Below are 25,234 nucleotides of genomic sequence, written 5' to 3'. Positions count from 1 at the left end.
TGCTTACAGCCCCAATCCAATCTGATGCAAATAATTATAAAGCGCTGCTTCGTTATCTAACCCGAGCTTTTTCATTGCGCTAATTTTTTGGGCGCTGATCGTCTGCTTAGTACGGTATAAACGCGCAGCAATATCATTCACACTCAATCCTTGTCCCAACAGTTTAATCACTTCCAACTCTTTGCTGGTTAGCGTTTTTACAACTTCTTCGTCCGGTGATTCGAGAAATTGCTCACTTAGATAGGGTTCATAACGTCCGGTTGTACTGTACAGCCCTTTTACCAGTTCATGGGATAAGCTGTTTTTGTTCAAAATCGCTTTCACTTTGTAGTCAATCAATGAAGCTATTATTTTTCGGTCGCTGATCATTGTAATCACCACAATCGGCAAATTCGGATACTGTTCCCGTATTCGGCTAATCATCCTCAGACCGTCGATCTGGTTATTACCCGGCATAATGAAATCCGTGATCAGCATATCCGCTTCTTTTTCCTCCAGCAGAGAAAAAAGTGAAGTAACATCATGGGCTTCCCCCACAATCTGGTAATTCTCCGGCAATGTTGCCAGTATCGTACGTAGTCCTAATAAAAATACCGGATGATCGTCGGCAATAATGACTCGTCTGGGCATAGGTTATTTCTCCAGATTATTGACTATTTTTTATTTACTATTTATTTCACGTATCGTTCCTTCAATAAAACCGGCATCTTCTCCCACATGGATGATTAAGGCGATAATGATGGGGTTAAATTCGCCTTTACCATCCGCAATCCGAACTTTTAATGTCTGTGGTATTGGCGAGACTGAATTTTTAAGCTGTTCGATTTTATGCCGATCTTCCTGATGTACCCAAGACATCAATTGCGACCAGGAGACGGGTGCTTTTCCGCACCGCATCCAGGCAGCACCATTATGATGCCAGTACAAATGTCCGTCGGCGCTTAACCGAAAGCAATTAACCTGTTCTTGATCCAGCATCGCTCTCATTAACAGAAAATGCGCTTTACGCCGATGTAATGCGTTGATTATGTTAGATAAATAGCTACAGCATAACAACGCGGGTAAAGTGAACGCTGTACTGTACCAAGCGGCTATCTGCACATTTTGTTGAAGATTGGTTAACGGGGATGAGAATGGACCAAGACCAAAAATGGTGGCACTCACGATCCCCACCGTACATAGGGATAAAAAGCTGCTTAATACCAGCAGATTACCGCTGAGTGCCAGCAGCATCGGCAAACTGAAGGAAAACAGCAGTGCGATTCCTTGCCAGTGTATTTTCCCGGCTTCCGGTGGTGGACTGATGAACAATACTGTCATGGCAAATAGGGCCACCAGCCATAAGCCATGGATTTTCCAGTTCCCAACCCCATTTTTCTCGTGGGTGATGTAATAGATAACAAACAATGTCAGTGGTAGATAACTCAACACTGAGCCTACGACAATCGGTAATGAAACTGATATGTCGGTAGGATAACCAAATAGATGAAGTATCCATTTCGTGATAAATCGCTCAATGATGCCACTTAACGAACAGAGTACGGTCAGGTTAATGATGTCCCTTGTCCGTTTCGGCGCCCACATGACACCGTAAAAAAACTGCCAGATCAGCGCTGTTGCTACTAGCATGATCATATTGATGCTGGAAAAGGTCAGCGATACATTGACTGGCCTTCCATACCACTGACTGGCAGTCAGCGAAATCAAGGCACCCGTGATTAACCAGACAGGCCAGTACCGTGGTGCCCTGGAGCAAAAAATGCCTTGTAACAAGCCTGCCGGAAACCACACTAGTGATGACAGACTCCACACATCCCGTACCTGTAGGTTTAACAGTGCCAGCGCGAAATTGACCAATGTAAAGATAAACCAGAAGATCACTATCTTTTTCATTTTCATCGGGATCTCATTTCGTAACACTGATGTTACATTGTAAGATAATAATAGCAGAGATAAGCTCTTACTACCCTTAGTTGATAATATTATATAGTTATAATTTCTTTTGGTCTGATCGTAACTGTATTTGACCGTCTATAACATCTATCCAGACATCCTGATTGACTGGCACATCACCTAATAGCAATTGATCTGATAACAACGGCAGGACAAACTGTGTTAACAGGTTGTCAATTTCACGTGCCCCACTTTCCGCGATTCGACACCCTTCAGCGATAAAATCCACCAGCGTATCGCTATAGTGCAATTCACATTGGGTTGATTGACGATAGCGCACGACAACTTTGTTCAATTTATGGCGGACAATGGCATGCAGAACTTCGCCATGTACCGGCAGATAAGGAATAACCTGCAAACGGCCTAAAAATGCTGGCGTAAATATACGTTGCAGCTCTGGCCGGATAATCTCCTGAATATCTTCCAGAGTTGCCGGGCGATTTTCCCCCTGCTCTTTTACTCCGTGCATTGCTGCACGCATTACCAAATCTGATGCCGCATTCGTGGTCAGGATAATCAACGTATTACGAAAGTTAATCTGTTGTCCCTCAGCATCTTCCATCATGCCTTTATCGAACACTTGAAAGAACAACTCCAGCACATCGGGGTGAGCTTTCTCCACTTCATCAAGTAGCACCACGCTGTAAGGTTGACGCCGAACCGCTTCGGTCAATACACCACCTTGTCCATAACCGACGTAGCCGGGAGGAGAACCTTTCAGGCCAGAAACCGAATGAGCTTCCTGATATTCCGACATGTTAATCGTGATCAGATGATGTTCACCGCCATACAACTCATGAGCTAGCGCTAAGGCGGTCTCGGTTTTCCCTACACCCGAAGGCCCTGTAAGCATAAAGACTCCGGTGGGTTTGACCGGATCGGCCAGTTGTGCCTTAGCAATCCGAATTTGACGCGCTATCTGGCTGAGCGCATGATCTTGCCCCATGACCCGTTGGCCGAGGCGGGTTTCTAGCTGACGCAACACATCACGCTCATTTTCTACCATCCGGCCAAGGGGTATTCCTGTCCAACCGGCAATAATATCCGCCACACAGGTAGCATCAACACAATCAAAGACATAAGCGTGCTGATGATGGCGCTGATGCAGTTCTGCACGTAACACAGGTAGCCGTTCATCGTGTTCTTCACAGGCGAGGATGTCATTGACCAACTGACGTTGAGCATGATATTCCGGCAAAATTGCTTCCAGTGATGCTTGCAATTCAGTCTGACGTTGCGCCAATTTCTGTAGCTGAGTTTCATGGCCGCCTTCACGTAACAATGCTTCCTGTTCGCTAGCGATGTTTGTCAGCATGGCACGCAGATCTTCAATCGGCGCTGGTTCGTCAGTCTGTGAAACGGCAACGCGGGCACAGGCGCTGTCCAACAGGCTAACCGATTTATCCGGCAACTGACGTCCGGTGATATAACGGCTGGCTAACGTAACCGCTTCCGTTACCGCTTCTGCGAATACTTTGACACCATGATGTTTTTCCATCGCGGGTGTCATGGCGCGTAACATGGCGATTGCCAGTTCTAGCGAAGGTTCTTCGACTTTGATCAACTGGAAACGACGTGCTAACGCTGCATCTTTTTCAAAGTACTTCTTATATTCAGACCAGGTGGTTGCCGCAATCGCCCGTAACTCACCCCGTGCCAGCGCGGGCTTCAACAGATTGGCTGCATCATTTTGCCCAGCTTGGCCGCCTGCGCCAATCAGCGTATGCGCTTCATCGATAAACAGAATTACTGGTGTAGGATACCCTTTCACCTCATCCAATAATTTTTGCAGACGGCTTTCAAATTCACCTTTCACGCTGGCGCCCGCTTGTAACAGCCCCATATCCAGCGTAAATAGTTCAGCCTGTGCCAAAACTTTCGGTACACGGCCATCAACAATCCGCTGAGCAAGCCCCTCGATCAGTGCGGTTTTGCCGACACCCGCTTCACCGGTTAACAACGGGTTGTTTTGGCGACGGCGTAACAGCACGTCAATCAACTGACGAATTTCCCGTTCACGCCCTAAAACCGGATCGAGTTTGTTATCACGTGCTGCCTGTGTCAGGTGATGCGTGTATTGTGCCAGCGCAGATTGGGTATTATCTCCGACAGGAGGTGATATAGTTTGTTGCGGTTTCGGATGTGCTTGTGTACGCAACCACTGTTCTATCCCATCAGTGTTACCCTGTAACGCTTGTTGTAGTTCTGAGGTCAGCGAATGGTGCAGTGACGGATTCATGATCAGTGCCACAATCAGCGCCTGAGCGGTAATCTGTGATGCGCCCCAATGGGTACTGGCGTACATCCAAGTCTGTTCCATCCATTCAGTTAGGCTGGTCGCCAGTACCGGCGGACGGTGATTACCACTGCGTAATAGTGTCAGTGATCTCTGGCAGGCATTCAGCAACGTCATGGCATCAATCCCGCCGTGGCGACACACCTGTTCCATCGTCGGAAGCTGTTTTTCAAACAAAGCCAATAGCAGGTGTTCAATTTCCACTTCATGATGGGTGCGCCGTACTGCCAGATTAGCGGCCTCATCAAGGCACTGACGCGCTTCTATCGTTAATTTACTTACGATCTGTTTAAGATAATTACTCACTTTTAGGTTTCCTTAATTCGTTCCAATGGGTGGTGATCTGTGATGGCAAAGTAGAAAGGGTCCCTTTTGCCACTGTTGGTTCACTTAAATTTAATAATTGGCTATCCAGTCGGTTGCGTTGTTCCAACAACGCCGTTTGCTGCTGCTGATGTTGCTGCCATTGCTGATACAGTGTTGAAACAGCTTTGCTTCCGCTGACTTGATAACGCACAGTGATGTTATTGATGCCCAGAGCACTTAATTCATCGCGCCGCTGTGGGAACGTTTGTGCTGCCAGAGTCAGTTCACCGCGGGAAAAAGCGTGCATAAATTGCAGCAAACCATCGGGACCAACGTAACTTTTGCTTAATGTAAAGCGAGGAAAATAGACATCAATTTGGACTTTACCGCATGTTCCTGGGCTCCAATGCAGCGTCATGCTGTCATTGAAATTCATACTTTTAAGCTGCTGTACGCCATCATCACAACTCAACGTCACTGAACTTCCAATTGGCAATACCTTTGCCCCTTGGTTAGCGGTCGCCGGTTGGCTGACAATCGTCACTTCCGCCGATGGTTTCTGTTCTTGTTCCGGTTCCTGTTGTGCTGTCGCCAGTTGTTGCCCGCTTTCCAGTAAGGCGAGTTTCTCTTGCAGGCGACGGCGAATATCCGATGTCGCTGAAAGTAAGTCATTTGGCTGGATGAGGTTATTAATATAGAAAATAAAATCATCGCTAAACGGAAAGAGCACATCTTCCATTTCCTGGCGTTTAATCCCTTCAGGACGAATATCCAACGCATATTCTGCGGTATCCCGTACAAATGCGTTACTGTATTCATACAGACGTGCGTTTAATTCCCGACCATCAAACAGTTCCTGTCTGCTCAATTTTTCCATCGGCCAAATCACTTTGCTTTCCCACTGGGTTTGCAAGCGGCTGGCGGCACTTAAGAAGGCGTAACGTAGTACCAGATGCGCATCACCCTGATAGAGTCGCCATAGGGATTCATTCAACCCGGTTACCTCGGTATTCTGTTTGCTTTCGGCCTCGTGGCGCCACAGGGTGAAACGGTTGAACAATGCGCGCAGACCGCTATCGTCCAGTTCCCCTTTCTCGTTGTTTAACGCATTCTTAACCAACACTTCGGTTTCTATATCACTGAGCAATTCGCGTTGGCTATTTAACTGCACCGCTTGTCGGTAGACGCGATAGCGTGTCAGTACGTTGTCATCTAGCCGTACAGAGATCTGCGGTGAAATACCAAACCATGACATGATGCGCTGGCGTAAAGAGAGGTTCCCTAGCGAGACCCGTTGCATCACGCTACTTTTTTGTGCATAACCATGCAGTTGCCATAAACGATGTTGTGTCTGTAACCAAGGCTGCTGCTCCGCCGGCTCTATCGTGGCTAAATCACGTTCTAACTGTGTCATAAAGGTGATATAGGGGCTGTCATATTGACTCGTTGCTAATATCAACGCCTGCCAGTTTTTCTTGCCTCGTACTAACGTTTCTCCTTGCGGCATGATCTGGGCGAATGCTAACCACTCTGATTGGCGCTGACTTTGATACTGTTGATAAAATGAACGCTGTAAAGGAGTAAAAAATTCCGGTCTGTTAAGGGCTTGTGCCAATTCGCCCAAGGTTGCCTGAATATCTTGTTCACCGGCTTGAGTATAGACACCACGGATACGAGCGTTAATGGTGGCGGCATCTTCTCTGGTTAGCGGCCAGAAATCAGCCAGTGTCAGGGAATGCGTTCCAGCCGGTTGTTCGTCAGCTAATAGCCACTGCCAGTTATTGCTATCTTCCAGTAATGTCTGCAATACATTTCGCCATTGTTCAAATTCTTGCTGTGCATTGCCTTGGCGATATTGCGCCAGACGAAGTGCGACGCGTTGTTCCGCTGATAAAGGATCGTTTTCACCACTTAATAGTGAAGCTGAATAAGCAGGCATACGCTGTAAAGTTTCTAGCGTAGCGCCATGCGCCATTGCCTGTTCAATGTTAATAAAACGTGCCCAGTGTAAAGCCAACAGCTGTTTTTGTGGTGCTTCCGCGTTACGGAAACGTGTTAGCAAATGTGTTGCTAACGATGCCGGGTCGAATGCATTAACAGGAGCTTGTTGCTGGTATTGCTGCGCCATCCTTTGTTCCATTGTATGGATGACCGGATAGAAAAGCAGAGATGGCAAGGTTTCCTGTGACCAATACTCAACTTGTCGATAGCGCAAGTAACTCCGCTCAAGGAGGTTTACCTTATGGATATTCTCAAGCTGCATAACGCCACGCCAGGTCGTCATCAATGCACTGCCGGCACTGTACACCAGCATCAAACCCAGTAGGCTAACGAATACGCGTTTGGTCAATGTCCGCCAGCCGGTCAGCAATACGCTATTACTACGTTGATCTTGGCTATGTTGAACTTGGTCAGGCAGATATTCTCCCAACAAACGGTGGCTGAAAATGCCAGCAGTTTGATGCTCGGCGGTAAAAAACAGGCCACGCAACAGACCATGCTCCAGATAATGGTCTTGGTCGAACAGTGCATTCAAGTAACAACCCAGTGCAGGTTGCAGTTGAGCTACCGTTTCTGGTAACGCTAAGATTTCCGCATTGGGTTGCTGCCGTTGTTGATTGAGTAACTTAAGGCGCATCATTTTCAACGTGTTGACAATGGTGTTCATGCTCTTGTCCAGCACGTCGGTGACATTACCCACCGTGTGGTGCTCGATAAAATCGCCTAGCAATTCAGTATGTTGTTCTATTGACAGTTGGGTGCACCAATGGTCAAACCCCGGTAATGTTTCGCTGTGGGTAAGGATCAACCAGATGGGTAAGCGGCGTTCCAGACGTATCTGCAATGGTTCCAACTGAGCACGTACCTGACGTGCGGCGATATAGAGCGCTCGATTGTCGCTGTTTAGCAACTGTTCCACCGATAAGCAAACGAGTACACCAGCAGGTTTTCGGACCTGGGCGATCCAGCTTATTAGACGCAACCAGGCTTGCCGGTACAAGGATTGACCTTCGGTATAACGACCGGAAACGACCATGTACATTGCTCGGCGGAAAAACCACCAGCGGCAAGTAAAGGTGTTTTCTGTCAGCGACGGTAGATTTTTCCCCGTCATGGGCGCCACATTGCAGTGCGTTAACAGCTTCTGTTTACCATTGCCGCGTTCGCCTACCACCAGAAACCACGGTGGAACGTGGCCGTTACGGTGTAACAATGAACGGAATCGACGCCAGCTTTGTAAATATCCTCCTTGCCACCAGTGTTGATAGAGTAAATATTCCAGCCGGTTATTTCCTTTCCGCCAGAATTTATTTATCCAGCGTAGTTTATTCATTATTTCCGGCATGAATACCATTGCCCCACGCAGCAATAATAACAACAGCAATAGGCAAATAAATAGTAACAGGCCACCTATTGTCGGCCATGCAAATGCCACCGCAATAGTTAAACTGAGTAATAAAAGGATAACCATCACGCTAAGCCAGCCAATGGCATAAAATAATTTTTTCATGTTTAATTTCCGAGTTTACCGACCAATATTTAATAAATAGACGGTAATAAAAATATAAATTAATGTAATAGATGACATGAATAATATTAATTTTCTACGCCATTTATGATTGGAGTGCTTATTTTTTGGATTATTATCGCAGCCGTTCATTAATTGGTTATTTTCTAAAGAGAGATAACCACGTAAAGTATCAGGAAGATTATTTAATTCTTGCTGGATAATATTGTGTAATTCTAAATTATCATGTTTGCCATAACGGCCATAAAATCCAGCAAGCAGACAAAAAACATAGACCAATCGAACCGGATAATTATCCGGTACTAACGCGGCAAGGCGATCAAAAAACGTATTTCCACCCAGTTCGGCATCATAAAGCTCAGCCTGCAACGATGATTGGCGCCAAATACTCAGTTCTTTTTGGCCTGCACACAAAATGGCTTCGTCTGCCCAAACGACCACGGCGAAATTTGCCTCTTCGATATCTTGTGCCCCATAACCCTGCAAACGCGCCCTATTCTGCGCTTGTGTCAACTCAGCTAACACGGTTTGCCGCACTATTTCCGCTTGATTCACCTGCTGCTGGATCATGCGCAATACGCAAGTGAATACTGGAATATAACAATCCAATAACTGCATCATGATGCTCTCACTATAACGATTTCTGTTTGTAAATCGTCTGGCGCATCTGCCCAGTGCACTGCCACACGTTTGCTCTCTTCTACTTGCCGCCACAATGCACCGCGGTTTTCTACCCGGAAATAGCAGGTATTTGCTCGGTTAGGTAAACCATGTGGCGCAATTTCCTGGTAGTACAGACGTACACCGGGCAAAGCGCGGTTAATAATATTGTCGATCTGTTCTGCCGCCGCCAGTTTAATTAAGCGATCATCAGGAATTTCACGCTCGCGATGGGTAAAGCTGTCAGAACGCAGCACCAAATAGAGCCGTTGCTGTTCATTGTTCCCTGTTGTATTGAAGGTTGCATGATAATAACCACGGCTTTCCTGTTGCAGAGGGATCACGGTGTTGGGTTCCAGCACCAGTGCATTAAGCAAATCGGCAATTGTCCGTTCACAACTATCAAGAGTTAGCGCCAGATCCCGATGCTGATATTTCTCCAGTACCTCTTCTTGCCCATTCCACTCGCCTAAAAAGGAGCAACGATCGGTAAAACAGGAAAGCTCGCTGATGAGTTGACGCAATAGCCCAAAAATCTGTAAGGGATGAACATCTCGCGCTTCCTGAAAATGGTGCAACTGTACGACATAACGCGCCAGAGTCCGTAGTGTCAGCAATAATGTGCTTTTTTCTTGGGTATAAATTTCCCCTTCCAGTGTTTGCGGGCGTTTCAACTCTTCCAATTGATGGACGCGCCCGGTTAACTCCTGACACAGTTGATCAATGCGCTGGCCCAGTTGTGGCACAGCATAGAGCGTCAAACATGGCGGTAGATAGCGGTTATCCAGTGCAATACCGTCACTGGTGCAATGCAGTTGACCCACCGGTAATAATGCATAATCCGTTGCCTGATCAATCTCATCGTGTAAGAAAAAACGCAAATTATAGGTCAGTTGTTGCACTTCTGCTTCCGGTCCCTCGCCAAAAGCATCCCGCATACGCTGTTCTTGCGGCCATGTTACCCAACGGCTGGTGATATTACCGACACCGTTGGCATCCGTGATACCGGTGACGTTACTCTGATTGTGGCTGAACATACGCAGGCCAACATAGATGCGCTGCGGTTTATCACGTACCGGCCAGCAATCCCGCAATGATCGGGCACTGAGTACGCCATTGACATCACAATCCACGTAACAACCATCGGGAAAAATAAACGCGGCGTGATGAACACTCAGTATTTCATCACTTAACGCGGCCAGATTGAATGCGAGTTTCACCACACCAAAAGCATAAGGCTGTGTCAGTAACTGATAACGTCCTTGCCAGTATTCATTTTGCAATTCATGGGTTTGAAAGTGCTGTGGTTGTAAATATAATCCTGAATACCAATATATCGGTTTATGTTCAAACATGGGTTACTTCCTTAACACACTTTCGTCACTGCCGGATTCTGCCGTTTGTCCGGGAAAAACTATTTGTCCAGGAAAAACCACCTCATCGCCAGTGTTACCTGCGGAGAAATCACTGCGGGTAATGGCGTAACGTCCTAGCGTCAGATTAATGCGCATGGGAACAAATTCAGCGCTCCAGGCGCTATTCCACCAACCGTGTTGCTCAAGGCGCAGCGGCAGTGATAATACTCGCGTATGAGTATTATCTGGCGCCGGGTAGTAACCGGCAATTAATGCGATATAACGCGCCTGTTCCGCTCTATCGATGTGTAAAGATACCGATTGCCCCGGCATCATCACGTAATTATCCAACTGTAATATTTGCTCTGTTGCACCGGTGCCGGCAAATAAATTGCGTAATAACACCGGATTAGCCAGTAATTTATCTAATTGTTCACGTTTCTCCGCTTGAGCAATTAATATTGTGCAACTATTTGACATATTATTAAAAACATTCAGTTGCGGAACCGCAGTTATTCTTAAACGAATGGCATTGCTGGCATAAACTGGTTTGGCTTGTTCAATTGCCTGCAAGCGTTTTTCATCGTTGGAAATAGAGTGACTGCAACCACTTATTACAAGAATTACCGTCAATATTAAAAAACGGCGTTTAATGACGCTATAAAGATTCATGTTATTCATCTTATTCTCTATTTATTTCTGGTCCTTTTATCACGCGCATAATTTCCTGTAGCGCGGAGGTATTTTCTGACATCATTTCTTCCAGCCATTCGGCCATGCCCATATTTGCCCAACGCGCTGCACGTTCAATTAAATAGGGCACTGGACTGGTAGGTTCATTTTGACGAAAGTAATTGGCTATATTGATCAATTGTTTAATAGCGCTAGCGCGCATTTCATGGTGCGTCCGACCCTCTGTTAAAAAAGCCGTATTTATATCATTTGGTGCATTTTCTCCTGCCGTTATTTCTTCATTGCGATATTCCTGAATGAATTCCGGTGTCACCGTTTCACGAAACCGTTCAATTAAGGCCAGCAGATCTTGCAAGCGCTGCGTACTGGCACTCATGCTATTACCAGTATCCGGCAACAGACTCGCCATGATGTGTTGCAGTTCTGCCAACGCCTTACTGACCTGCTCAGCTTGCATCAGCAGTTGGTTAAATTGTTCGGTTGGCGTAGTGCGAATACTGCTGTCGCACTCAGCGATACCGAAATAGCCATCACTGATCAAGGCACTGCGTAATTCATTATTAACGGCAACGCGTTGTTCAAAATATTGCACCCGTTGCCAGACGCTCAGGCTTAATTTGCCATCATCGGTCAATGTCAGATTGTCCAATTGTTTCACCAATTGCTTATCCAACCAGTTCAACCGACCAAGACGGGCATCCGCACTGTTTATCTCTGTATCATCCAGTGGTGGATAAAGCACCGGCCAAAAAGTTTCCAGTAAACGGGCAAGTAATGTGATACCACCGTTAATCCCTGCCAGGCCATACAGTTCCCCTTGCGCTTGGGTTAACCAGCAAGCTATCTGCAAGTCTTTACTCTGTTTTTCCAGCACTTCTTGGCACAACGTTGAAACTCGCAGCCAATCAGCCTGACGGGTTTCATAACCCCATGCGTCGTCCTGGAGAAAATCGTCGTCGGTTTCGCGCGCTGCGTTTATCTGCTCGAAAATAGGTTCGTATTCGATATCGCACCCTGCGGGTTTGTCAGCAGTAATGGGCTGTAAAAAACGCGCGATATCTATTTTGGCTAAGTTCATTTGGGCTAAGTTCACAGTGGCCTCCATTTCAAGCAATAATCACTAATGGGTAACCAGTAGTAATTGTGCCGCCATGTGCACATAAATCGCCGAGTCTGGCCGCAGGCCGTCCGCCAATCAATACCGTTGGGCTGCCCATGACAACGGTATCCGGCGGCCCGACGCACACCAGCATTGAACCCATTGTCGCCGCCGGTAATCCACCAATCAGCACTGTCGGTACACCTGGCGGCATAATCGGTCCGCCTACATGTGGCACCGGCGGTACCGCAGGCGAGACCATTGGACAAATATGCATATCACCCACACGGGCGGCTGGCATTGGCATCATTGCTCTCCTGATAATGTGGCTTCATAGTACAGATAGTTTTTGCGTCCCTGATCTTGTGACGGTGACAATTGCCTCAGTTGACCATGTGCCAGTTGAAAAAATTGCTCAACGTACTGCATTTGTCGTTCCGGTTGTTCGCCATAAATATGCAATATCAGGCACAACGTATCGGCTAATGCCGCCAGTGATTGCCACGGTTGTGGATAGACCGCTTCCAAATCCGGGGTGGTCATGCTGCCTTCACTCCAAAAAACGGAAAGCGCCAGACATGAAATCGGGTTATCGAACCCGACTGTTTGCGCCTGTTCGAACAGTTCATGACGCAACGGATCACCGCCATCAACCCGCCAGCGTCGCACTTGTTGCAATAACGACCGTTGTCCTTGCATCAGATCGCGTTCGTAAACGCAGGAGATAAATGTCAGTACCAGTTCCAGAGCCTGAGTGTAAGGCAACATAAAAATGGTGTAGCACACTGCGTCTTGCCACAACATTTCCTTATTAAGCGCCGATAGATTCTGTTCATGTGCTGCGTGTTGTTGTAGTGCCAATTCCGCCTGTGGCGAAAGTGGGTAGTGTCGTAATTTAACCATGATTGCAAACTCTTATTATTCGTTGATCCTGCTATTAACCAATCTTGGTCAGAGTGCCTTTCACCATAGCAATGCCGGTCGCATCCACCTGAACAATGCCGCCTTTTAATTGTGCCATTGCACTGCCTTCTACTTTTACCGTGGTTGCGGCTAGTTCCGCCATGCCACCGCTCTTCAACGCCAGTTTTCCTGATCCTTCTACGGTAACAGATGGCGCTTTGATGGTGATCCCGGCCGGGGTAATCGATAATGTGCTGGCACCGACTTTCAGTTCAATGCCCTGATTTGCCGTAATTGTGCATTGTTGACCTACATTGATTTTGGCGTTACCTCTGGATACCTCCAGCTCATAACTGCCTGCACTGACGGTGGTGGTAAAATTGCCACGATCCAGCGTTTGTTTTTTGTCACCTTTTTTCACCTCAGTTAAGGCGTTGCCCTCGCTCAAAATTAACGTGTCATTGCCCTTTTTAATTTGGGTATCGCGCTTTTCTTGGATTTCCCATAACACGTTGCGATCGATCTGCGCCGAAAAATCATTTTTCACTTTCAGGCGCATATCTTTTTGTGAGTGAAGCAAAATGAATTCTTCACCTTTCTTATCTTCAAAACAGAACTGATGTCCTTGTTCCACTGTGCCTTTTGCACTACTGCGCGTCGTAATCCCGCTTTGGGTTTTCTGCCCCGGTAGCGCGAATGGGGGCATCTTCACCCCGTTATAAACCGTTCCGGTCACCAGCGGGCTATCCGGGTCGCCATCAATAAAACTCACCAACACTTCACTGCCCACACGTGGCACAAATTGCGCACCAAACTTTGCGCCATTCCAAAACTGACTGACACGTATCCAGCAAGAGCTGTCATCATTTTTTTTATGTTCTTTATCCCAGTGAAACTGGATTTTGATGCGTCCCTGTGCATCAGTATGGATCTCCTCTGACGTCGGCCCTACTACTAGCGCGGACAATACGCCGGAAATGTAGGGCCGCGTAACAGAAGGACGCGGGCGAAATGCTTTATTCGCCGGGAATAAGGTCACTTGAGACGAAAACAGTAATTCGCCTTCCTCCAGGTTGTTTTCCGCTTTTAATCGCTGGTGGCCCACGGCATAACGGCCATCGGCACTGGCGTGCCCTTTCAGGGTAAACTGATGCCCTACTTGCAAACCGGGATAACTGTTAACGGCACGTGCGTAATAAGACTGTGATTCCCATTGTTCCATGCACAGCGTTGCCTGTACTTCCAGTTGATTACGCTCCTCCTGACGTCGATCATCATAGATAGAAAGCTTGGGATTGGTAGAATAGCCGCTGTTCGCTTTAGCACTGGCACTGATTGCCGCGGCACTTTTAACGTTATAACCATTCATTTCCGCCGTACCTGGAATCAGTGTGCGATGAATATGCCAAGCGCGTAGCCCATAGCCCTGCTGATCACCCACGTTCGATTGATATGGCAATACCGCTAAAGGCGCGTTAATAAACGTAGAAGGATGATCTGCCAATACCAGCACATGACGCCCCTCTTCATGGCGAAAGAAATAGAAAATTCCTGCTTGTTCCAGTTGGCGTGTCACAAAGTCAAAATCTGATTCCTTGTATTGCATACAATATTCAAGCTTCGGATAACGGCTTTTTAGCGCCAGTTCAACGTCGTTAAACCCACGTTTACGGAAGATATCACATACCATATCCGGCACGCTGATGCGCTGATAGACGCGCAGATTATGGGTTAATGTCAGCATTTTCAGCCAGGGTTCAATACGTGCCTGATAACAAAACTGGCCGTCGCTGAAACCTTGTTGCTGCAATTCAGTCAATATGCCATGCACAATGCGGTGATTCGGTGCTTCACCGAGACGAAATGCCAAAGGCTTACCGATATGAGACTCCAGCTTATCCCAATCCGCGTTGGAATAGAGCTGAGCAGAAAATGAATAAGGCCGTGACAGGTGCTCTTCACCCTCTATTTTGCTCAGTGCCACAATGTCAGACAGGCTACCGATAACCTGTAAAAAACGATTCTTTTGCCCTAACAGCATTTTTTTATTACCTGTATTTTTGTTTAATCCGCGTAGGGACCTGTACATTCAGCCAGATAGATATGCTGAATATTGTTCTTGCCGGTATCACCCAAACAACCATCCCACCCCAATTGACGGCTGCCATTTAATATATTGTCTTGCCCACTATGCTGTACCAACAATTCCAGTGAAAAGGAGAGCAACGGCCCGGCAAATTGCCATACCCATTGTGTCAGTTTGCGATATTGTTCATTTCCCGGCATAAAGGCGGCTCGTTGCCGAGCGGCAAACGGCCCTAACTGAATATGAAATCCTGATTGAATATCCCAATAAGCGCGACCCAACATCGGGTTATCGCTTAGCAAACTGCGACCTAAATAGCAACAGTGCGCCTGTTCAACATATTGCCAGCGCCCTTTAAAGGGCTGGATGTTGACCGCCATACCAAATTCCCGCTGCAACAGGTGTTGCAAATTCACCATTGAACGGACCGGTGTTGCCAGCAATCCGACACAAGCGGGATGAGAGCGCTCTATTTTGTTATCCATCAATTGGCCGACAACTGCCGGAATGACTGCCGGTAAAGCCCGATGGGTTTGTAACTCTGCATGGTTTTGCAATTCGGCATTGATATATAACCGATATTTCTGCCATGCCTGAAAACGCAGGCTAAGTAGACGGTGAGTAAAAATATCAATAAATGCCTGAGCCGATTCGTCGCCATAGCGGTAACGTCTGTCAATCAGCCACTCGGTATAACGCAACGGTAATGCGCCAAGGGTTCCTAACAGACCAAAGTGATGTACCGCCATGCGATACTGCTCATCCCCCTCTTGCGGTGGTAATAGCGACTCGATTTCCCTTGTCGGCGCATCTAATGTCAGTGCAGAGCTGAATTGCACCACATCATCAGGGATGATTATCGCGTCTTCACGTTGGCGACAATGTTTAAGCAAACGACGTACATTTTGATAAAAACGGCCGCCAGCTAAACGCATCTTATTTTCTAAAGCCATGTCACTCTCCCACTGCGACGCGGCCAACGGTGAGTGCTGTTATTAAGCGTCTCTAACTGTGTTACGGTCTGCGTGAAGCTGTTAATCGGCGCATACATGGCAATAAAACGTTCTAGCAGGCTGCAAAACAGATAAAAATCAATAAACTCGCCTGCTTGCGCCTGAAATGTCAATGTCACCTCCAGCCCACGCGCCAGAGAATGGGGATCGGCGGGATTCAGGCGTGCGCTCACCGGCACAATAGCAATCTGCTGTAGTTGTGCAATCAACCGCGATATGGCGGGATCGCCAAGCAAGTTGTAGAGTTCTAGCGCCTCTTTTAAGTGCTGAACACCCTGCGGACCACTCAGTAACATTTGGTTTAAATTGAGTTGCGATACCAATCGCCAGTTCAATGCACTATTGGGTTGTGGACGCACCGGCAATCGGGGACGGATCAATCCCAGAATTTTTACCCCCGGCAGTGCGCTTTCTGATTCGAAATCGCCATCAGGATGACCGTTACTCAACTGTCGCGGGATATCGCGGTTAGTACAGGTCAAACTCAGGCTCACCACATCGGTTTCGGGTTTCAGATGTTCACCACTGCTATCAGAAAAACCGATGAACATATTCATTCCCAGATCGTTATGTCTGAGTGAGGGACGTGACGTTGCCTGCCAAAATAATGGGAGCTGTTCGTCAGACTGTGTATGTTCAATACCAAATAACGACGGCACCGGTTTGGAACTTAATTGTTCCTGTTGACGGCTGACAATCTCGACCTGATCGATGGTATAGACTTCCATACTTTGTGGGCGACGAGCATCCGGTTGAACCAGATATTCATGCTCTGTTTCCAGTGGAATAATGGGTTCCGCCTGATGAGAAAACAGATTAATTATCGGCACGCAATTTAGCCGGAAGGTTTCGTTGCTGACTTTATCACTCATACGTTCAATGCGGCGCAATGCAACACAATCCTTAAGTTGGAAACGGTATTGCAGCTTGCCTGATGAACGGGTGATCAAACCGGCATCCGGTAACGGAATATCCAGAAATAAAAACTTTTCTGGGAAACTGAAATAATCACGAAATAAGTGATGAATCGGGTTTATTAATGAATCATCGGCACATAAGCTATCTTGCGGATCAAAACCCACTACCTGAACACCCCGGCTATTCAGGTTGAATGTACGCTCGCCTAACCGACATTCCAGTTGCTTAACTTGCGCTGACAACAATTCATACAAACTATGGGTCAGCACTGGTGCGCCATGTAAATACAACCGGATATGTTGCGCCTGAAAGCTGGCACCCGGCCACAAAGTGAAATTCAGCGTTAAGATAAAATCCCGATCATAAGGGTCTGGCGTCAGTTCCGCGTGCGTTAAATCCAATGGCAACATCTCCAGCGGATATACCGTGCGGAAATGACAGGTCACATCGCCCACCGGCTGAGAAAACAATGGCGTATGCCGCGCCACCGTCATCATTCCGGTCACACCGGATGCTAATGGGTCCTGTTGAAACTGCACCAACGATACCGACGGTACTTGACGTAGAAACTGGGGCGCTAATACCTCTAACATGGCATTACTGAGTTCCGGCATATCTTCATCAATCCGCTGATGGATTTTTGCCGTCAGGAATGCAAAAGATTCCACCAGGCGTTCTACATGCGGATCTTCTGAAACACCTTCTGCGAACCCAAGACGTTTAGCAATTTTAGGAAAACGCTGAGAGAAAGCAGCGCCATATTGCCTTAAATAACCCAATTCCCGGTTATAATAAGTCAGTATTTTTTGTGGTAATAACATCATCTTGTTATTTATCCCATGAAATTGAATAGGTATATGCGGTACTGTTCCATGAGATAGAAAACACCACTTGTTCGTTGAAGAAAATTCCCTTCACCCAGAAGGTAATATTCTCCGGCGTATTTTTCTGTAATGTAATAACGACATCTTGCAAACGAGGCTCGAATCGGGAAATAGCTTGATAAATATTATTGCTCAGTGCATCAATACGCTCATCATCCGAAATATCCACATTAATGACATCAGAAACGCCATAATTTAAAACGGATTTCGATAACTCACCAAATAAAGGGAAAACTTCAGAAATCGGTCTTGATGAAAATAACATACTCAAATCGGCGATTAGGCTTTGTATAACTTCCTGACGTGACCAAACCAGTGTGACGCCCCGATTTTCATCTTGTGGATAATCATCTTTCAGACGATGGAGAAATGAAGGCTGAATCATCATATATTTCCGGTAAAAACTGCCGGCCTTCAACCGGCAGTAAAGGGTAATTGTTACTGTTTTTTATTCTCGATAAGATCCCAACCTTCCGGCCCAACCTTATCTCCTTTCGTGCCATCTTCTTTGAGTGGCGTAAATGTCCATTTAATTTTGGAATAGGTGATAGAAATCTGTTCTTGTGGGAATTCACCACCACGTGAACACGTTTCATGAACATCGGAGATGACACACTCATCCATTTCCACTTCCGCGTAAGGGTGCATTTCGCCTTTGAAAATCGTACAGATTTCCAATTTCACTTTCTTAATCGCGGTACCTTGCACCACGGCAGACAGTAATTTAATCGAGCTGGAATCCATCACCTTCACACAATCAATGGTGCGGAAATCCGCTGCGCCAACGGTAATTTTACGTTTACCGCTGTCTGCAATACGTGCATGGTTGAATGCGCCAAAATTGACATGTTCCAGTTCAATCCACTCTTTATGTTTGCTGTCGGTACTCTCACCTTTAATACTATCAATTTGTAAAAAAATTGAAGAACTCATAATTAACTACTCCAGTTAGTTGTAATAAATAGGATAAATATTAATAAATAGAAAAATCAGGCAGCCGATGACGGTGGTAAATCAGCCACCAACCGTAAAGACATACTTAATCCTTCTAATTGGAAATGCGGCCTTAAATAAGCCACAGCCCGATATGTTCCCGGTGAGCCGGGGACTTCAACGACATCAACTCTTGCTTCCCGTAATGGGTGACTCGCTTTAATTTCTGCGCCGACGGTATCAGAGCCAACAATATATTGGTTGATCCAGTTTTGCAGATAAGATTGACATTCTCCGCGAGACATAAAACTACCCACTTTGTCACGTACAATCATTTTCAGATAATGGGCAAAACGAGAAGTTGTCATAATATATTGCAATTGGGTCGATAATTTCGCGTTAGCGTTCGCTAGGTCAGAATTATATTTTCTCGGCTTATTCGGTGACTGCACCGAGAAAAATGCGGCATAGTCAGTTCCTTTATAATAAACCAGAGGAATGAACCCTAATTCTGCTAACTCTTTTTCACGGCGATCAGAAATAGCCACCTCAGTCGGGCATTGCAGCACATTTTCCCCGGATACAGAGGTATAATGATACGCTGGCAATGCCTCAACCAATCCTCCACCTTCCACACCGCGGATCGCCGCACACCAACCATACTGTTCAAATGCAGCTACCATACGTCCTGCCAGTGCATAAGCGGCGTTAATCCACAGATAACTGTTGCTGTTTCCTTCCTTTACCTGCTCTTCGAAGCAGAATTGTTCGACCGGGATGGTTTTTGCCCCGTAAGGCAAACGGCCAATCACTCGCGGCAACGTCAGGCCGACATAGCGAGAATCATCAGATTCCCGGAAGCGTTTCCAGCGCAGATAGTCAGATGTTTCAAGCAGTTTGGATAAATCACGTGGACGTGGTAGTTCACCAAAATCATTCAACCCTAACATGCCCGCATTGACTGAACTGATAAACGGCGCATGGGCTGCTGCTGCCACATGAGAAATCTGTTCCAGTAAGTAAAGATCTTCCGGGCTGTTATCAAAGTCAAAATCACCGACAAACGCTGAATAAGGTTCACCACCGAAGGTACCGTATTCATATTCATACACATTTTTAAACAGCATTGACTGATCGAAATCCGATGCCGATTTAAAGTCTTTAATCAAATCGGTTTTCGTCGCGTTCAACATGCGGATCTGAGTATTATCCGTTTCGCTTTGGTCAAGTAATCCTTTAAGCCCTACCCAAGAAGATTCCAGACGCTGAAATTCCGGGTGATGTAAGACCAGACTCAGTTGAGCGGACATCAGCGCATCAATCGCTGCGATGCGTTCCTCAATGCTGTTTACCAAATCGCCAGAAATAACCAGTGAACCGGAGGTGACTTCGGCCAGAAATTGGTCGAGCTGGCTTTTTACCCGATCACGATCGGCTTCCCGACGAATGGCCTGCGTGTTATCAATAATCTGATCAAGAAAATCACCACTGGTTTCTGTCGTTTTCAATTCTTGTTGTTCAACAACGCTCTGTTCCATACTGTCCTCACTGTGCATTGTTATTTTCCGGGATATTGCTATTTTCCGGGGTGACGTCATCTGCTGTATTTTCTGTGGCGGCGGTTTCCGCTTCTTCATTTACCGGCGGTAATTTATCCACATGTTCAGCCAGAATTTCCGTCAGACGGTCTCGCAATTTTTCATTGCTCAATGCACGGCCTTTCAGATCACTGAGTTTGCTGCGTACCTCTAACAAATGATGAAGCGGTTCTATTTGTTTCGCTAAATTCTCAGGGTTAAAGTCAGCCATTGATTTAAATTGCAAATCGACATTAATAAATCCGCTCTGACCCGGCAGTGCGCTTTCAACCTGTAATTCCAATGAAGGTGATAAACCTTCCATCACTGCATTAAAATTATCTTTATCAACATGCATGAAACGACGTTCACGCATGGGAATAGATTGCTCAGCAAATTGCCCAATAACGCCAATAACCAAAGGCAATTCTTTTTTCTCGACCGCGCCACCTAATTCAACATCATAAGTAATCTGAACTCGGGGCGGTCTGACTTTATCAAGCTTACGTTGAGTATTCATGGCACCTTTTACCTTTTATATATGACAGGAAGTGCAAACTTACGTTAAACCGCACCAAACCTGATTAATGGTCTATTTCAGTAAGCATTATGAGATAGACAGTAAATAACCGAATAAGATGAGAAATAGATGAAGAGATCAATTAACGCTATTGATAGCAAGTTAATATGTTGTGACACATTTAATGATATTCAAAACCCACCGTATTTCGGCGGGGAATAAATTCTCATGGATATTAACTTAATGCAATAGCCTTAGAATGAAATATAATATCAGGAAATTTATATTATTTTATAACTAATTGTATTTATGGTGAAAAATCGATAAATCGCATTATGGTCAAAATGCATTTTCATACTTGTCTTATTTTTTATATCGCCGTTTTTAATAATCAGAATCTGACGAGTCAGAAAAATTGAAATATAGGTGGAGTTAGAGTTTGATTTAATCTGTGGTTAATTTTAGAAGGGAGGTGAAATAATTTAAGAATTTTTATTAGATAAAAGCGCTGACTAAAAAACAGCGCTTTACAAAGCTGCTGATATGAAAGCATTCCGGGATATCCTATTCCGGACAGGTGGAGAAGCGCCTCGTTCTGATGATGAACTTGCTCATCAATAACACAAGTAAGCTCATCTTATCTGATGAGCTTTTATTATCCGTGAAAATGATTTTGCCAGAGCCAAATGTCATGATAAACGCTGATATTCTTCATAACAAATTATGGCTATGGCAATTTCAATATCTAAGATTATTTTTAGGTCATCATTATTCAGCCTTTACGATGTAGTTGAATGCAATATTTCGAGGGCGGGTTTCATGGCTCGTTCTGGCTACTCGTGACGCATCAAATAGGGTTTTATAACTAACGTTATCGTTCTGGGCTCCATATTTACCACTTACAGCGCCGCCATTAGCAAAAACACCTTCAGTGGTGACTGCTATTTCACCATCTCCTTTAAATGAGCCTTTTAAATCTTGTAGTGCATCACTCTGGTTTGTTAGAAGTATTCTACCGGGATCTACCCCTCTACCATCATCCCAGCCACGAATAAACTCGCCTCTTAAATCGGGCAATCTACCATTAGGATAAGCTTCTGCTAACTTTGGGTACTGTAATTTATTAAAAGTTGAACCATTACAAGTGAAATAGCCTATAGGTGGATGCGCTAACGGCCAAGGAATAGGAGCACCAACAGGAATTTCACTGGTTGTCTTAATCAGTTTATCTACTTCTGTTCGAGTATATGCCCCCACATCATTTGCATTCAGGTTAATATCCTCAGTCAACGCTTTACCATTTATTTTCCGGCTATTAGGTACTTTGCCATCAGTGGCTATTTGTTTTAACGCTTGATTTAATTTTGAGGTGAGTTTAGCGATATCACCATCATCCAAAACATCATCGCCAGATTGTGTCGCAATAAAGTTAGCGATAACAGAAGCTATTGTTGATGATTGGCGTAACGCCTTATTTAATACATGTGTAGAGATATTTTCTGGCGGAAATCCCACCTGTAAACTCTGATTTTCTTCATATTTTTCTTGACTCAATACATTAGCATTATTACTAATAGAAAAAGCTTTAAAATCATTTTTTTGACTCATATACTTATCCTAAATTTTATAATTAATACATTAAATTATTAGACATAATTCCACATGAATTTATATTCATTGTTCATAACATAGTGATAAGCTCGTTTTATACGAGCTTTTATTAAGTCAATATGCTGATTTAAAAAATATTTTTATCAACATTTAAAAACGGTAAAATTTTAACGCTATTATATTTCAGTATCTAAAATATATTCTTGTGTTATTATTATTCCGCCTTTACGATGTAGTTAAATGCGATATTCCGAGGGCGGTTTTCGTTTGCTGTTGGGACAACACGTGATGCATCCAACGTGAATTTTCCAGTATGGCCTCCCCCTTTCGCGTTACCTATATCGTTCCCATTTTCTCTCACAAAAGCCCCTGATGCTGACGAATAACGAGAACCTCCATGAGCTATGCTGTCGATTATGCCTGTGATGTTCCTAATCGCATCATTCTGTGATGTTAAAATTATGCGCCCGCTATCTACTCCACGACCATCATCCCAACCACGAATGAACTCGCCTCTTAAATCGGGCAATCTGCCATCAGGATAAGCTTCTGCTAACTTTGGGTACTGTAATTTATTAAAAGCGGAACCATTACAAGCGAAATAACCGATAGGTGGATGCGCTAACGGCCAAGGAATAGGAGCACCAACAGGAATTTCACTGGTTGTCTTAATCAATCTGTCCACTTCTGCTCGGGTGTAAACTTCTGTTTGAGTATATGCCCCTACATCACTCGCATTCAGATTAATATCCTCAATCAACGCCTTACCATTTATTTTCCGGCTATTGGAGACTTTACCATCAATATTTCCACGCAATGAATTGATGATTTCCTGCACCAGCTTTTGTGTCACTGCCAGTGTGTCATTGTTGCCAATTTCATTGGTCAGTTGGACAACGCCTTTTTGTGTCAATGAGGCATCAGGAATTTCTGCTGTGACTTTTTGTTTTAACGCTTGATTTAATTTTGAGGTGAGTTTAGCGATATCACCATCATCCAAAACATCATCGCCAGATTGTGTTGCAATAAAGTTAGCGATAACAGTAGCTATTGTTGATGATTGGCGTAACGCCTTATTTAATACGTGAGTAGAAATATTATCTGGCGGAAACCCCACCTGTAAACTCTGATTTTCTTCATATTTTTCTTGACTCACTACATTAGCATTATTACTAATGGAAAAAGCTTTAAAATCATTTTTTTGGCTCATATTCCCCTCTTTAATTAAATTGTTTTCTTATGTAATCAATGTATTAAATTATCGTATAGATAACTCTATCCATTTGCGCCAATCATAGTCTAGTTCAAAAAAATAATAATGGACTGTTTTTATAACTTACATGGTTAATTATTTTTATATAAATGGGGAGTAAGCGGATTAATTTTCGTGAGTTATTACCTGTCTATTTCTCTGAAAATAAAACCTATAAAATAATAAAGTTAAAATATGAAAATTTTTCTATCCTAATAAAATAATGGAAGTAAAAACAGGATAAAAATAGATGACAATGATTAGAATAAATATTATTTTGTTTTGATTTTATTTTCAATAAGTGCATCACGCTCTGAGCATGGATCTGGAACATGCAACCGGGCACACCGCTGAGCCACAGCCATACTGGGGCGGGGCTCAGCACGGCCCCCGAGGGCGAGGGGCAAAAGGGAAATGCCCTTTCGTTGCGGCGGTTTCAATGAATGAAAAGGGCCACCCTATGTTCATGCGTTTCAGCGTTGTGAAAGGGTTTAAGACCGGGGAACTTACCCGTTGGCTAAAGAGCCCCAAAAGTTGAAGTATAGCGTCCAACTTTTGGGGGGCAGATCAATTAAGCCCCTGTGAAGTGAAGTTTCAGCCCTAACGCTTTTGTTATTTTCATCATAGCGCTGAATGTTGGATTACCTTTTCCTGAAAGAGCATGATATAGCCCTTCTCTGGACATACCGACCTCTCTTGAAAGCTGGCTCATGTTTCTGGCTCTGGCAATATCACCCAGCGCAGACAGTACCAATGCCGGATCACCATCTTCCATAATTTCATTAAGATACATTTGCATTTCTTCTTCACTGTTTAAGTGTTCTGCAATATCATATTCTTTCAGTTTCATAGCTCCCCCTCAATCTCTTTGTAAATGGCTTTTGCTCTGGCTATATCTTTTTGCTGTGTACTTTTATCTCCCCCACACAACAAAACAACGATTACTTTTCCGTGATTTTTTAGATAAACCCTGTAGCCTTTACCTTCATGAATCCGCATTTCTGAAAACCCTTCCCCTACTGGCTCTATATCGCCAGAATTACCGTTTTTCAGTCTGCGAATTCGTGCCTGAATCTTTGTTTTTACCCTGATGTCTTTCAGGGCATCAATCCAGTTATCAAATGTTTCTGTACTTAATACAGTTATCATTCCTTTGCCCCTTATACTTCGATAATTAAAGTATACGCCATATTTCCTTATCGTCAAATATATCTGACACAATAAAGGGGCATTTTCTGCCCCTTTATTGTGTGCCACATCAGATACGTTAATCGTGACAAAGTTAGACAGACTCGCGCGTTCAGTGGATTACTTATCGCAAATCGCCAGTCGCTTTCAGAGTGAGAATATCGATTTGGTCGTCTATTGTTCCCTGAGTTCCCCATCTGGCCCTACATACTTATAAAGAGTCTGTCTGCTAATCCCAAGCTCTTCACATAATTCAGATACGCTACAATCTCTACTCTTCATGGAAGCTTGTGCCAAGCGAACCTGAGATTTTGTGAGTTTAAAAGAACGTCCGCCTTCACGTCCTCCAGGGCTAACGCATGATCATTTTTTATCCATAAGATGACGAATTAACCGTACAAAATAAGCCACGCTTTATTCTTGTTGCAATCTTATCTGTTTACCGTTATTTATCCACA

At 44.9% G+C, this 25,234-nt stretch carries 22 protein-coding genes and 2 pseudogenes; 2 read left to right on the top strand and 22 right to left on the bottom strand.

The genetic code is table 11. The features are described from left to right. Positions 1 to 3: 3 nt before the first annotated feature. From ACGF49_RS15650 to ACGF49_RS15560, 19 genes are all read right to left on the bottom strand, one after another. On the bottom strand, positions 4 to 630 hold the full coding sequence (locus ACGF49_RS15650; protein ID WP_113040545.1) for a response regulator transcription factor: 627 nt from the start codon (positions 628 to 630) through the stop codon (positions 4 to 6). A gap of 30 nt (positions 631 to 660) precedes the next feature. Next, positions 661 to 1,899 carry a hypothetical protein gene (locus tag ACGF49_RS15645; protein ID WP_223121347.1) on the bottom strand — a complete coding sequence of 413 codons (1,239 nt, stop codon included), beginning with the start codon at positions 1,897 to 1,899 and terminating at the stop codon, positions 661 to 663. Positions 1,900 to 1,990: 91 nt separating this feature from the next. Next, positions 1,991 to 4,555 carry a type VI secretion system ATPase TssH gene (tssH, locus tag ACGF49_RS15640; protein WP_262977813.1) on the bottom strand — a complete coding sequence of 855 codons (2,565 nt, stop codon included), beginning with the start codon at positions 4,553 to 4,555 and terminating at the stop codon, positions 1,991 to 1,993. Then, entirely contained in the window at positions 4,548 to 8,066 is a 3,519-nt protein-coding gene (locus ACGF49_RS15635) for a type VI secretion protein IcmF/TssM N-terminal domain-containing protein (protein ID WP_262977814.1), read from the bottom strand. Before ACGF49_RS15635 ends, tssH begins: the two co-directional genes overlap by 8 nt. 15 nt (positions 8,067 to 8,081) lie before the next feature. Further along, positions 8,082 to 8,705: a DotU family type IV/VI secretion system protein gene (locus ACGF49_RS15630; RefSeq protein WP_262977815.1), complete on the bottom strand. Its 624-nt coding sequence runs from the start codon at positions 8,703 to 8,705 to the stop codon at positions 8,082 to 8,084. After that, entirely contained in the window at positions 8,702 to 10,099 is a 1,398-nt protein-coding gene (gene tssK, locus ACGF49_RS15625; RefSeq protein WP_262977816.1) for a type VI secretion system baseplate subunit TssK, read from the bottom strand. The genes ACGF49_RS15630 and tssK overlap by 4 nt, the downstream gene beginning before the upstream one ends. Positions 10,100 to 10,102: 3 nt before the next feature. Then, complete coding sequence (locus tag ACGF49_RS15620; RefSeq protein ID WP_387491760.1) at positions 10,103 to 10,780, bottom strand: type VI secretion lipoprotein TssJ; 678 nt, start codon at positions 10,778 to 10,780, stop codon at positions 10,103 to 10,105. A 1-nt stretch (position 10,781) separates the two neighbouring features. Further along, the gene (gene tssA / locus ACGF49_RS15615; protein ID WP_262977817.1) at positions 10,782 to 11,885 is read right to left on the bottom strand and encodes a type VI secretion system protein TssA; all 1,104 of its coding nucleotides are present in this window, start codon (positions 11,883 to 11,885) and stop codon (positions 10,782 to 10,784) included. 13 nt (positions 11,886 to 11,898) lie between these two features. After that, entirely contained in the window at positions 11,899 to 12,198 is a 300-nt protein-coding gene (locus ACGF49_RS15610) for a PAAR domain-containing protein (RefSeq protein ID WP_173362525.1), read from the bottom strand. Then, a complete protein-coding gene (locus ACGF49_RS15605; protein WP_113040538.1) occupies positions 12,198 to 12,794 on the bottom strand; it encodes a DUF6931 family protein in 597 nt (198 codons plus the stop codon). The genes ACGF49_RS15610 and ACGF49_RS15605 overlap by 1 nt, the downstream gene beginning before the upstream one ends. A gap of 34 nt (positions 12,795 to 12,828) precedes the next feature. Beyond that, complete coding sequence (locus tag ACGF49_RS15600; protein WP_113040537.1) at positions 12,829 to 14,835, bottom strand: type VI secretion system Vgr family protein; 2,007 nt, start codon at positions 14,833 to 14,835, stop codon at positions 12,829 to 12,831. Positions 14,836 to 14,858: 23 nt separating this feature from the next. Continuing rightward, positions 14,859 to 15,833, bottom strand: coding sequence for a type VI secretion system baseplate subunit TssG (gene tssG / locus ACGF49_RS15595; protein ID WP_113040536.1), 975 nt, complete (start codon positions 15,831 to 15,833; stop codon positions 14,859 to 14,861). Further along, positions 15,824 to 17,635: a type VI secretion system baseplate subunit TssF gene (gene tssF / locus ACGF49_RS15590; protein ID WP_262977818.1), complete on the bottom strand. Its 1,812-nt coding sequence runs from the start codon at positions 17,633 to 17,635 to the stop codon at positions 15,824 to 15,826. The genes tssG and tssF overlap by 10 nt, the downstream gene beginning before the upstream one ends. Before the next feature lie 4 nt (positions 17,636 to 17,639). Next, positions 17,640 to 18,083: a type VI secretion system baseplate subunit TssE gene (gene tssE / locus ACGF49_RS15585; protein ID WP_113040534.1), complete on the bottom strand. Its 444-nt coding sequence runs from the start codon at positions 18,081 to 18,083 to the stop codon at positions 17,640 to 17,642. Between the two features lie 50 nt (positions 18,084 to 18,133). Next, a complete protein-coding gene (locus ACGF49_RS15580) occupies positions 18,134 to 18,628 on the bottom strand; it encodes a type VI secretion system tube protein Hcp (RefSeq protein WP_113040533.1) in 495 nt (164 codons plus the stop codon). A 56-nt stretch (positions 18,629 to 18,684) separates the two neighbouring features. Next, positions 18,685 to 20,166, bottom strand: a complete 1,482-nt coding sequence (gene tssC / locus ACGF49_RS15575; RefSeq protein ID WP_113040776.1) for a type VI secretion system contractile sheath large subunit — start codon at positions 20,164 to 20,166, stop codon at positions 18,685 to 18,687. Between the two features lie 7 nt (positions 20,167 to 20,173). Then, positions 20,174 to 20,725: a type VI secretion system contractile sheath small subunit gene (tssB, locus tag ACGF49_RS15570; protein WP_113040532.1), complete on the bottom strand. Its 552-nt coding sequence runs from the start codon at positions 20,723 to 20,725 to the stop codon at positions 20,174 to 20,176. Positions 20,726 to 21,493: 768 nt separating this feature from the next. Continuing rightward, positions 21,494 to 22,333, bottom strand: a complete 840-nt coding sequence (locus ACGF49_RS15565; RefSeq protein ID WP_387491751.1) for a phage tail protein — start codon at positions 22,331 to 22,333, stop codon at positions 21,494 to 21,496. Positions 22,334 to 22,550: 217 nt separating this feature from the next. After that, positions 22,551 to 23,546: a tail fiber protein gene (locus ACGF49_RS15560; protein ID WP_387491748.1), complete on the bottom strand. Its 996-nt coding sequence runs from the start codon at positions 23,544 to 23,546 to the stop codon at positions 22,551 to 22,553. Positions 23,547 to 23,952: 406 nt separating this feature from the next. Between ACGF49_RS15560 and ACGF49_RS15555 the strand changes: the two are divergent. Beyond that, a pseudogene (locus tag ACGF49_RS15555) lies at positions 23,953 to 24,114 on the top strand (IS1595 family transposase); the annotation flags it as partial. Positions 24,115 to 24,159: 45 nt separating this feature from the next. Here the strand turns inward: ACGF49_RS15555 and ACGF49_RS15550 are convergent. Both ACGF49_RS15550 and ACGF49_RS15545 read right to left on the bottom strand, forming a co-directional pair. Then, complete coding sequence (locus ACGF49_RS15550) at positions 24,160 to 24,438, bottom strand: addiction module antidote protein (protein ID WP_011146554.1); 279 nt, start codon at positions 24,436 to 24,438, stop codon at positions 24,160 to 24,162. Then, positions 24,435 to 24,737, bottom strand: a complete 303-nt coding sequence (locus ACGF49_RS15545; RefSeq protein WP_011146555.1) for a type II toxin-antitoxin system RelE/ParE family toxin — start codon at positions 24,735 to 24,737, stop codon at positions 24,435 to 24,437. The genes ACGF49_RS15550 and ACGF49_RS15545 overlap by 4 nt, the downstream gene beginning before the upstream one ends. A 124-nt stretch (positions 24,738 to 24,861) precedes the next feature. On the opposite strand from ACGF49_RS15545, the gene ACGF49_RS15540 reads away from it, so the two are divergent. After that, the gene (locus ACGF49_RS15540) at positions 24,862 to 24,993 is read left to right on the top strand and encodes a hypothetical protein (RefSeq protein ID WP_334223443.1); all 132 of its coding nucleotides are present in this window, start codon (positions 24,862 to 24,864) and stop codon (positions 24,991 to 24,993) included. Here the strand turns inward: ACGF49_RS15540 and ACGF49_RS15535 are convergent. Beyond that, a pseudogene (locus ACGF49_RS15535) lies at positions 24,951 to 25,121 on the bottom strand (helix-turn-helix domain-containing protein); the annotation flags it as partial. The gene ACGF49_RS15540 and the pseudogene ACGF49_RS15535 overlap by 43 nt on opposite strands. Positions 25,122 to 25,234: the final 113 nt, after the last annotated feature.

Origin of the sequence: Photorhabdus sp. RM96S (genome assembly GCF_042879335.1) — a bacterium.
GTDB lineage: Bacteria > Pseudomonadota > Gammaproteobacteria > Enterobacterales > Enterobacteriaceae > Photorhabdus > Photorhabdus kayaii.
This window is presented reverse-complemented; position numbering and strand designations above follow the sequence as displayed.

What these genes read in the sequence shown, in the direction of transcription:
- ACGF49_RS15630 (WP_262977815.1), bottom strand. Translation starts at nt 8,705, where the DNA reads ATGATGCAGTTATTGGATTGTTATATTCCAGTATTCACTTGCGTATTG.
- ACGF49_RS15645 (WP_223121347.1), bottom strand. Translation starts at nt 1,899, where the DNA reads ATGAAAATGAAAAAGATAGTGATCTTCTGGTTTATCTTTACATTGGTC.
- tssK (WP_262977816.1), bottom strand. Translation starts at nt 10,099, where the DNA reads ATGTTTGAACATAAACCGATATATTGGTATTCAGGATTATATTTACAA.
- ACGF49_RS15580 (WP_113040533.1), bottom strand. Translation starts at nt 18,628, where the DNA reads ATGAGTTCTTCAATTTTTTTACAAATTGATAGTATTAAAGGTGAGAGT.
- ACGF49_RS15550 (WP_011146554.1), bottom strand. Translation starts at nt 24,438, where the DNA reads ATGAAACTGAAAGAATATGATATTGCAGAACACTTAAACAGTGAAGAA.
- ACGF49_RS15610 (WP_173362525.1), bottom strand. Translation starts at nt 12,198, where the DNA reads ATGCCAATGCCAGCCGCCCGTGTGGGTGATATGCATATTTGTCCAATG.
- tssC (WP_113040776.1), bottom strand. Translation starts at nt 20,166, where the DNA reads ATGGAACAGAGCGTTGTTGAACAACAAGAATTGAAAACGACAGAAACC.
- ACGF49_RS15605 (WP_113040538.1), bottom strand. Translation starts at nt 12,794, where the DNA reads ATGGTTAAATTACGACACTACCCACTTTCGCCACAGGCGGAATTGGCA.
- ACGF49_RS15545 (WP_011146555.1), bottom strand. Translation starts at nt 24,737, where the DNA reads ATGATAACTGTATTAAGTACAGAAACATTTGATAACTGGATTGATGCC.
- ACGF49_RS15650 (WP_113040545.1), bottom strand. Translation starts at nt 630, where the DNA reads ATGCCCAGACGAGTCATTATTGCCGACGATCATCCGGTATTTTTATTA.
- ACGF49_RS15620 (WP_387491760.1), bottom strand. Translation starts at nt 10,780, where the DNA reads ATGAATAACATGAATCTTTATAGCGTCATTAAACGCCGTTTTTTAATA.
- ACGF49_RS15600 (WP_113040537.1), bottom strand. Translation starts at nt 14,835, where the DNA reads ATGCTGTTAGGGCAAAAGAATCGTTTTTTACAGGTTATCGGTAGCCTG.
- ACGF49_RS15565 (WP_387491751.1), bottom strand. Translation starts at nt 22,333, where the DNA reads ATGAGTCAAAAAAATGATTTTAAAGCTTTTTCTATTAGTAATAATGCT.
- ACGF49_RS15560 (WP_387491748.1), bottom strand. Translation starts at nt 23,546, where the DNA reads ATGAGCCAAAAAAATGATTTTAAAGCTTTTTCCATTAGTAATAATGCT.
- tssE (WP_113040534.1), bottom strand. Translation starts at nt 18,083, where the DNA reads ATGATGATTCAGCCTTCATTTCTCCATCGTCTGAAAGATGATTATCCA.
- tssG (WP_113040536.1), bottom strand. Translation starts at nt 15,833, where the DNA reads ATGGCTTTAGAAAATAAGATGCGTTTAGCTGGCGGCCGTTTTTATCAA.
- ACGF49_RS15635 (WP_262977814.1), bottom strand. Translation starts at nt 8,066, where the DNA reads ATGAAAAAATTATTTTATGCCATTGGCTGGCTTAGCGTGATGGTTATC.
- tssF (WP_262977818.1), bottom strand. Translation starts at nt 17,635, where the DNA reads ATGATGTTATTACCACAAAAAATACTGACTTATTATAACCGGGAATTG.
- tssB (WP_113040532.1), bottom strand. Translation starts at nt 20,725, where the DNA reads ATGAATACTCAACGTAAGCTTGATAAAGTCAGACCGCCCCGAGTTCAG.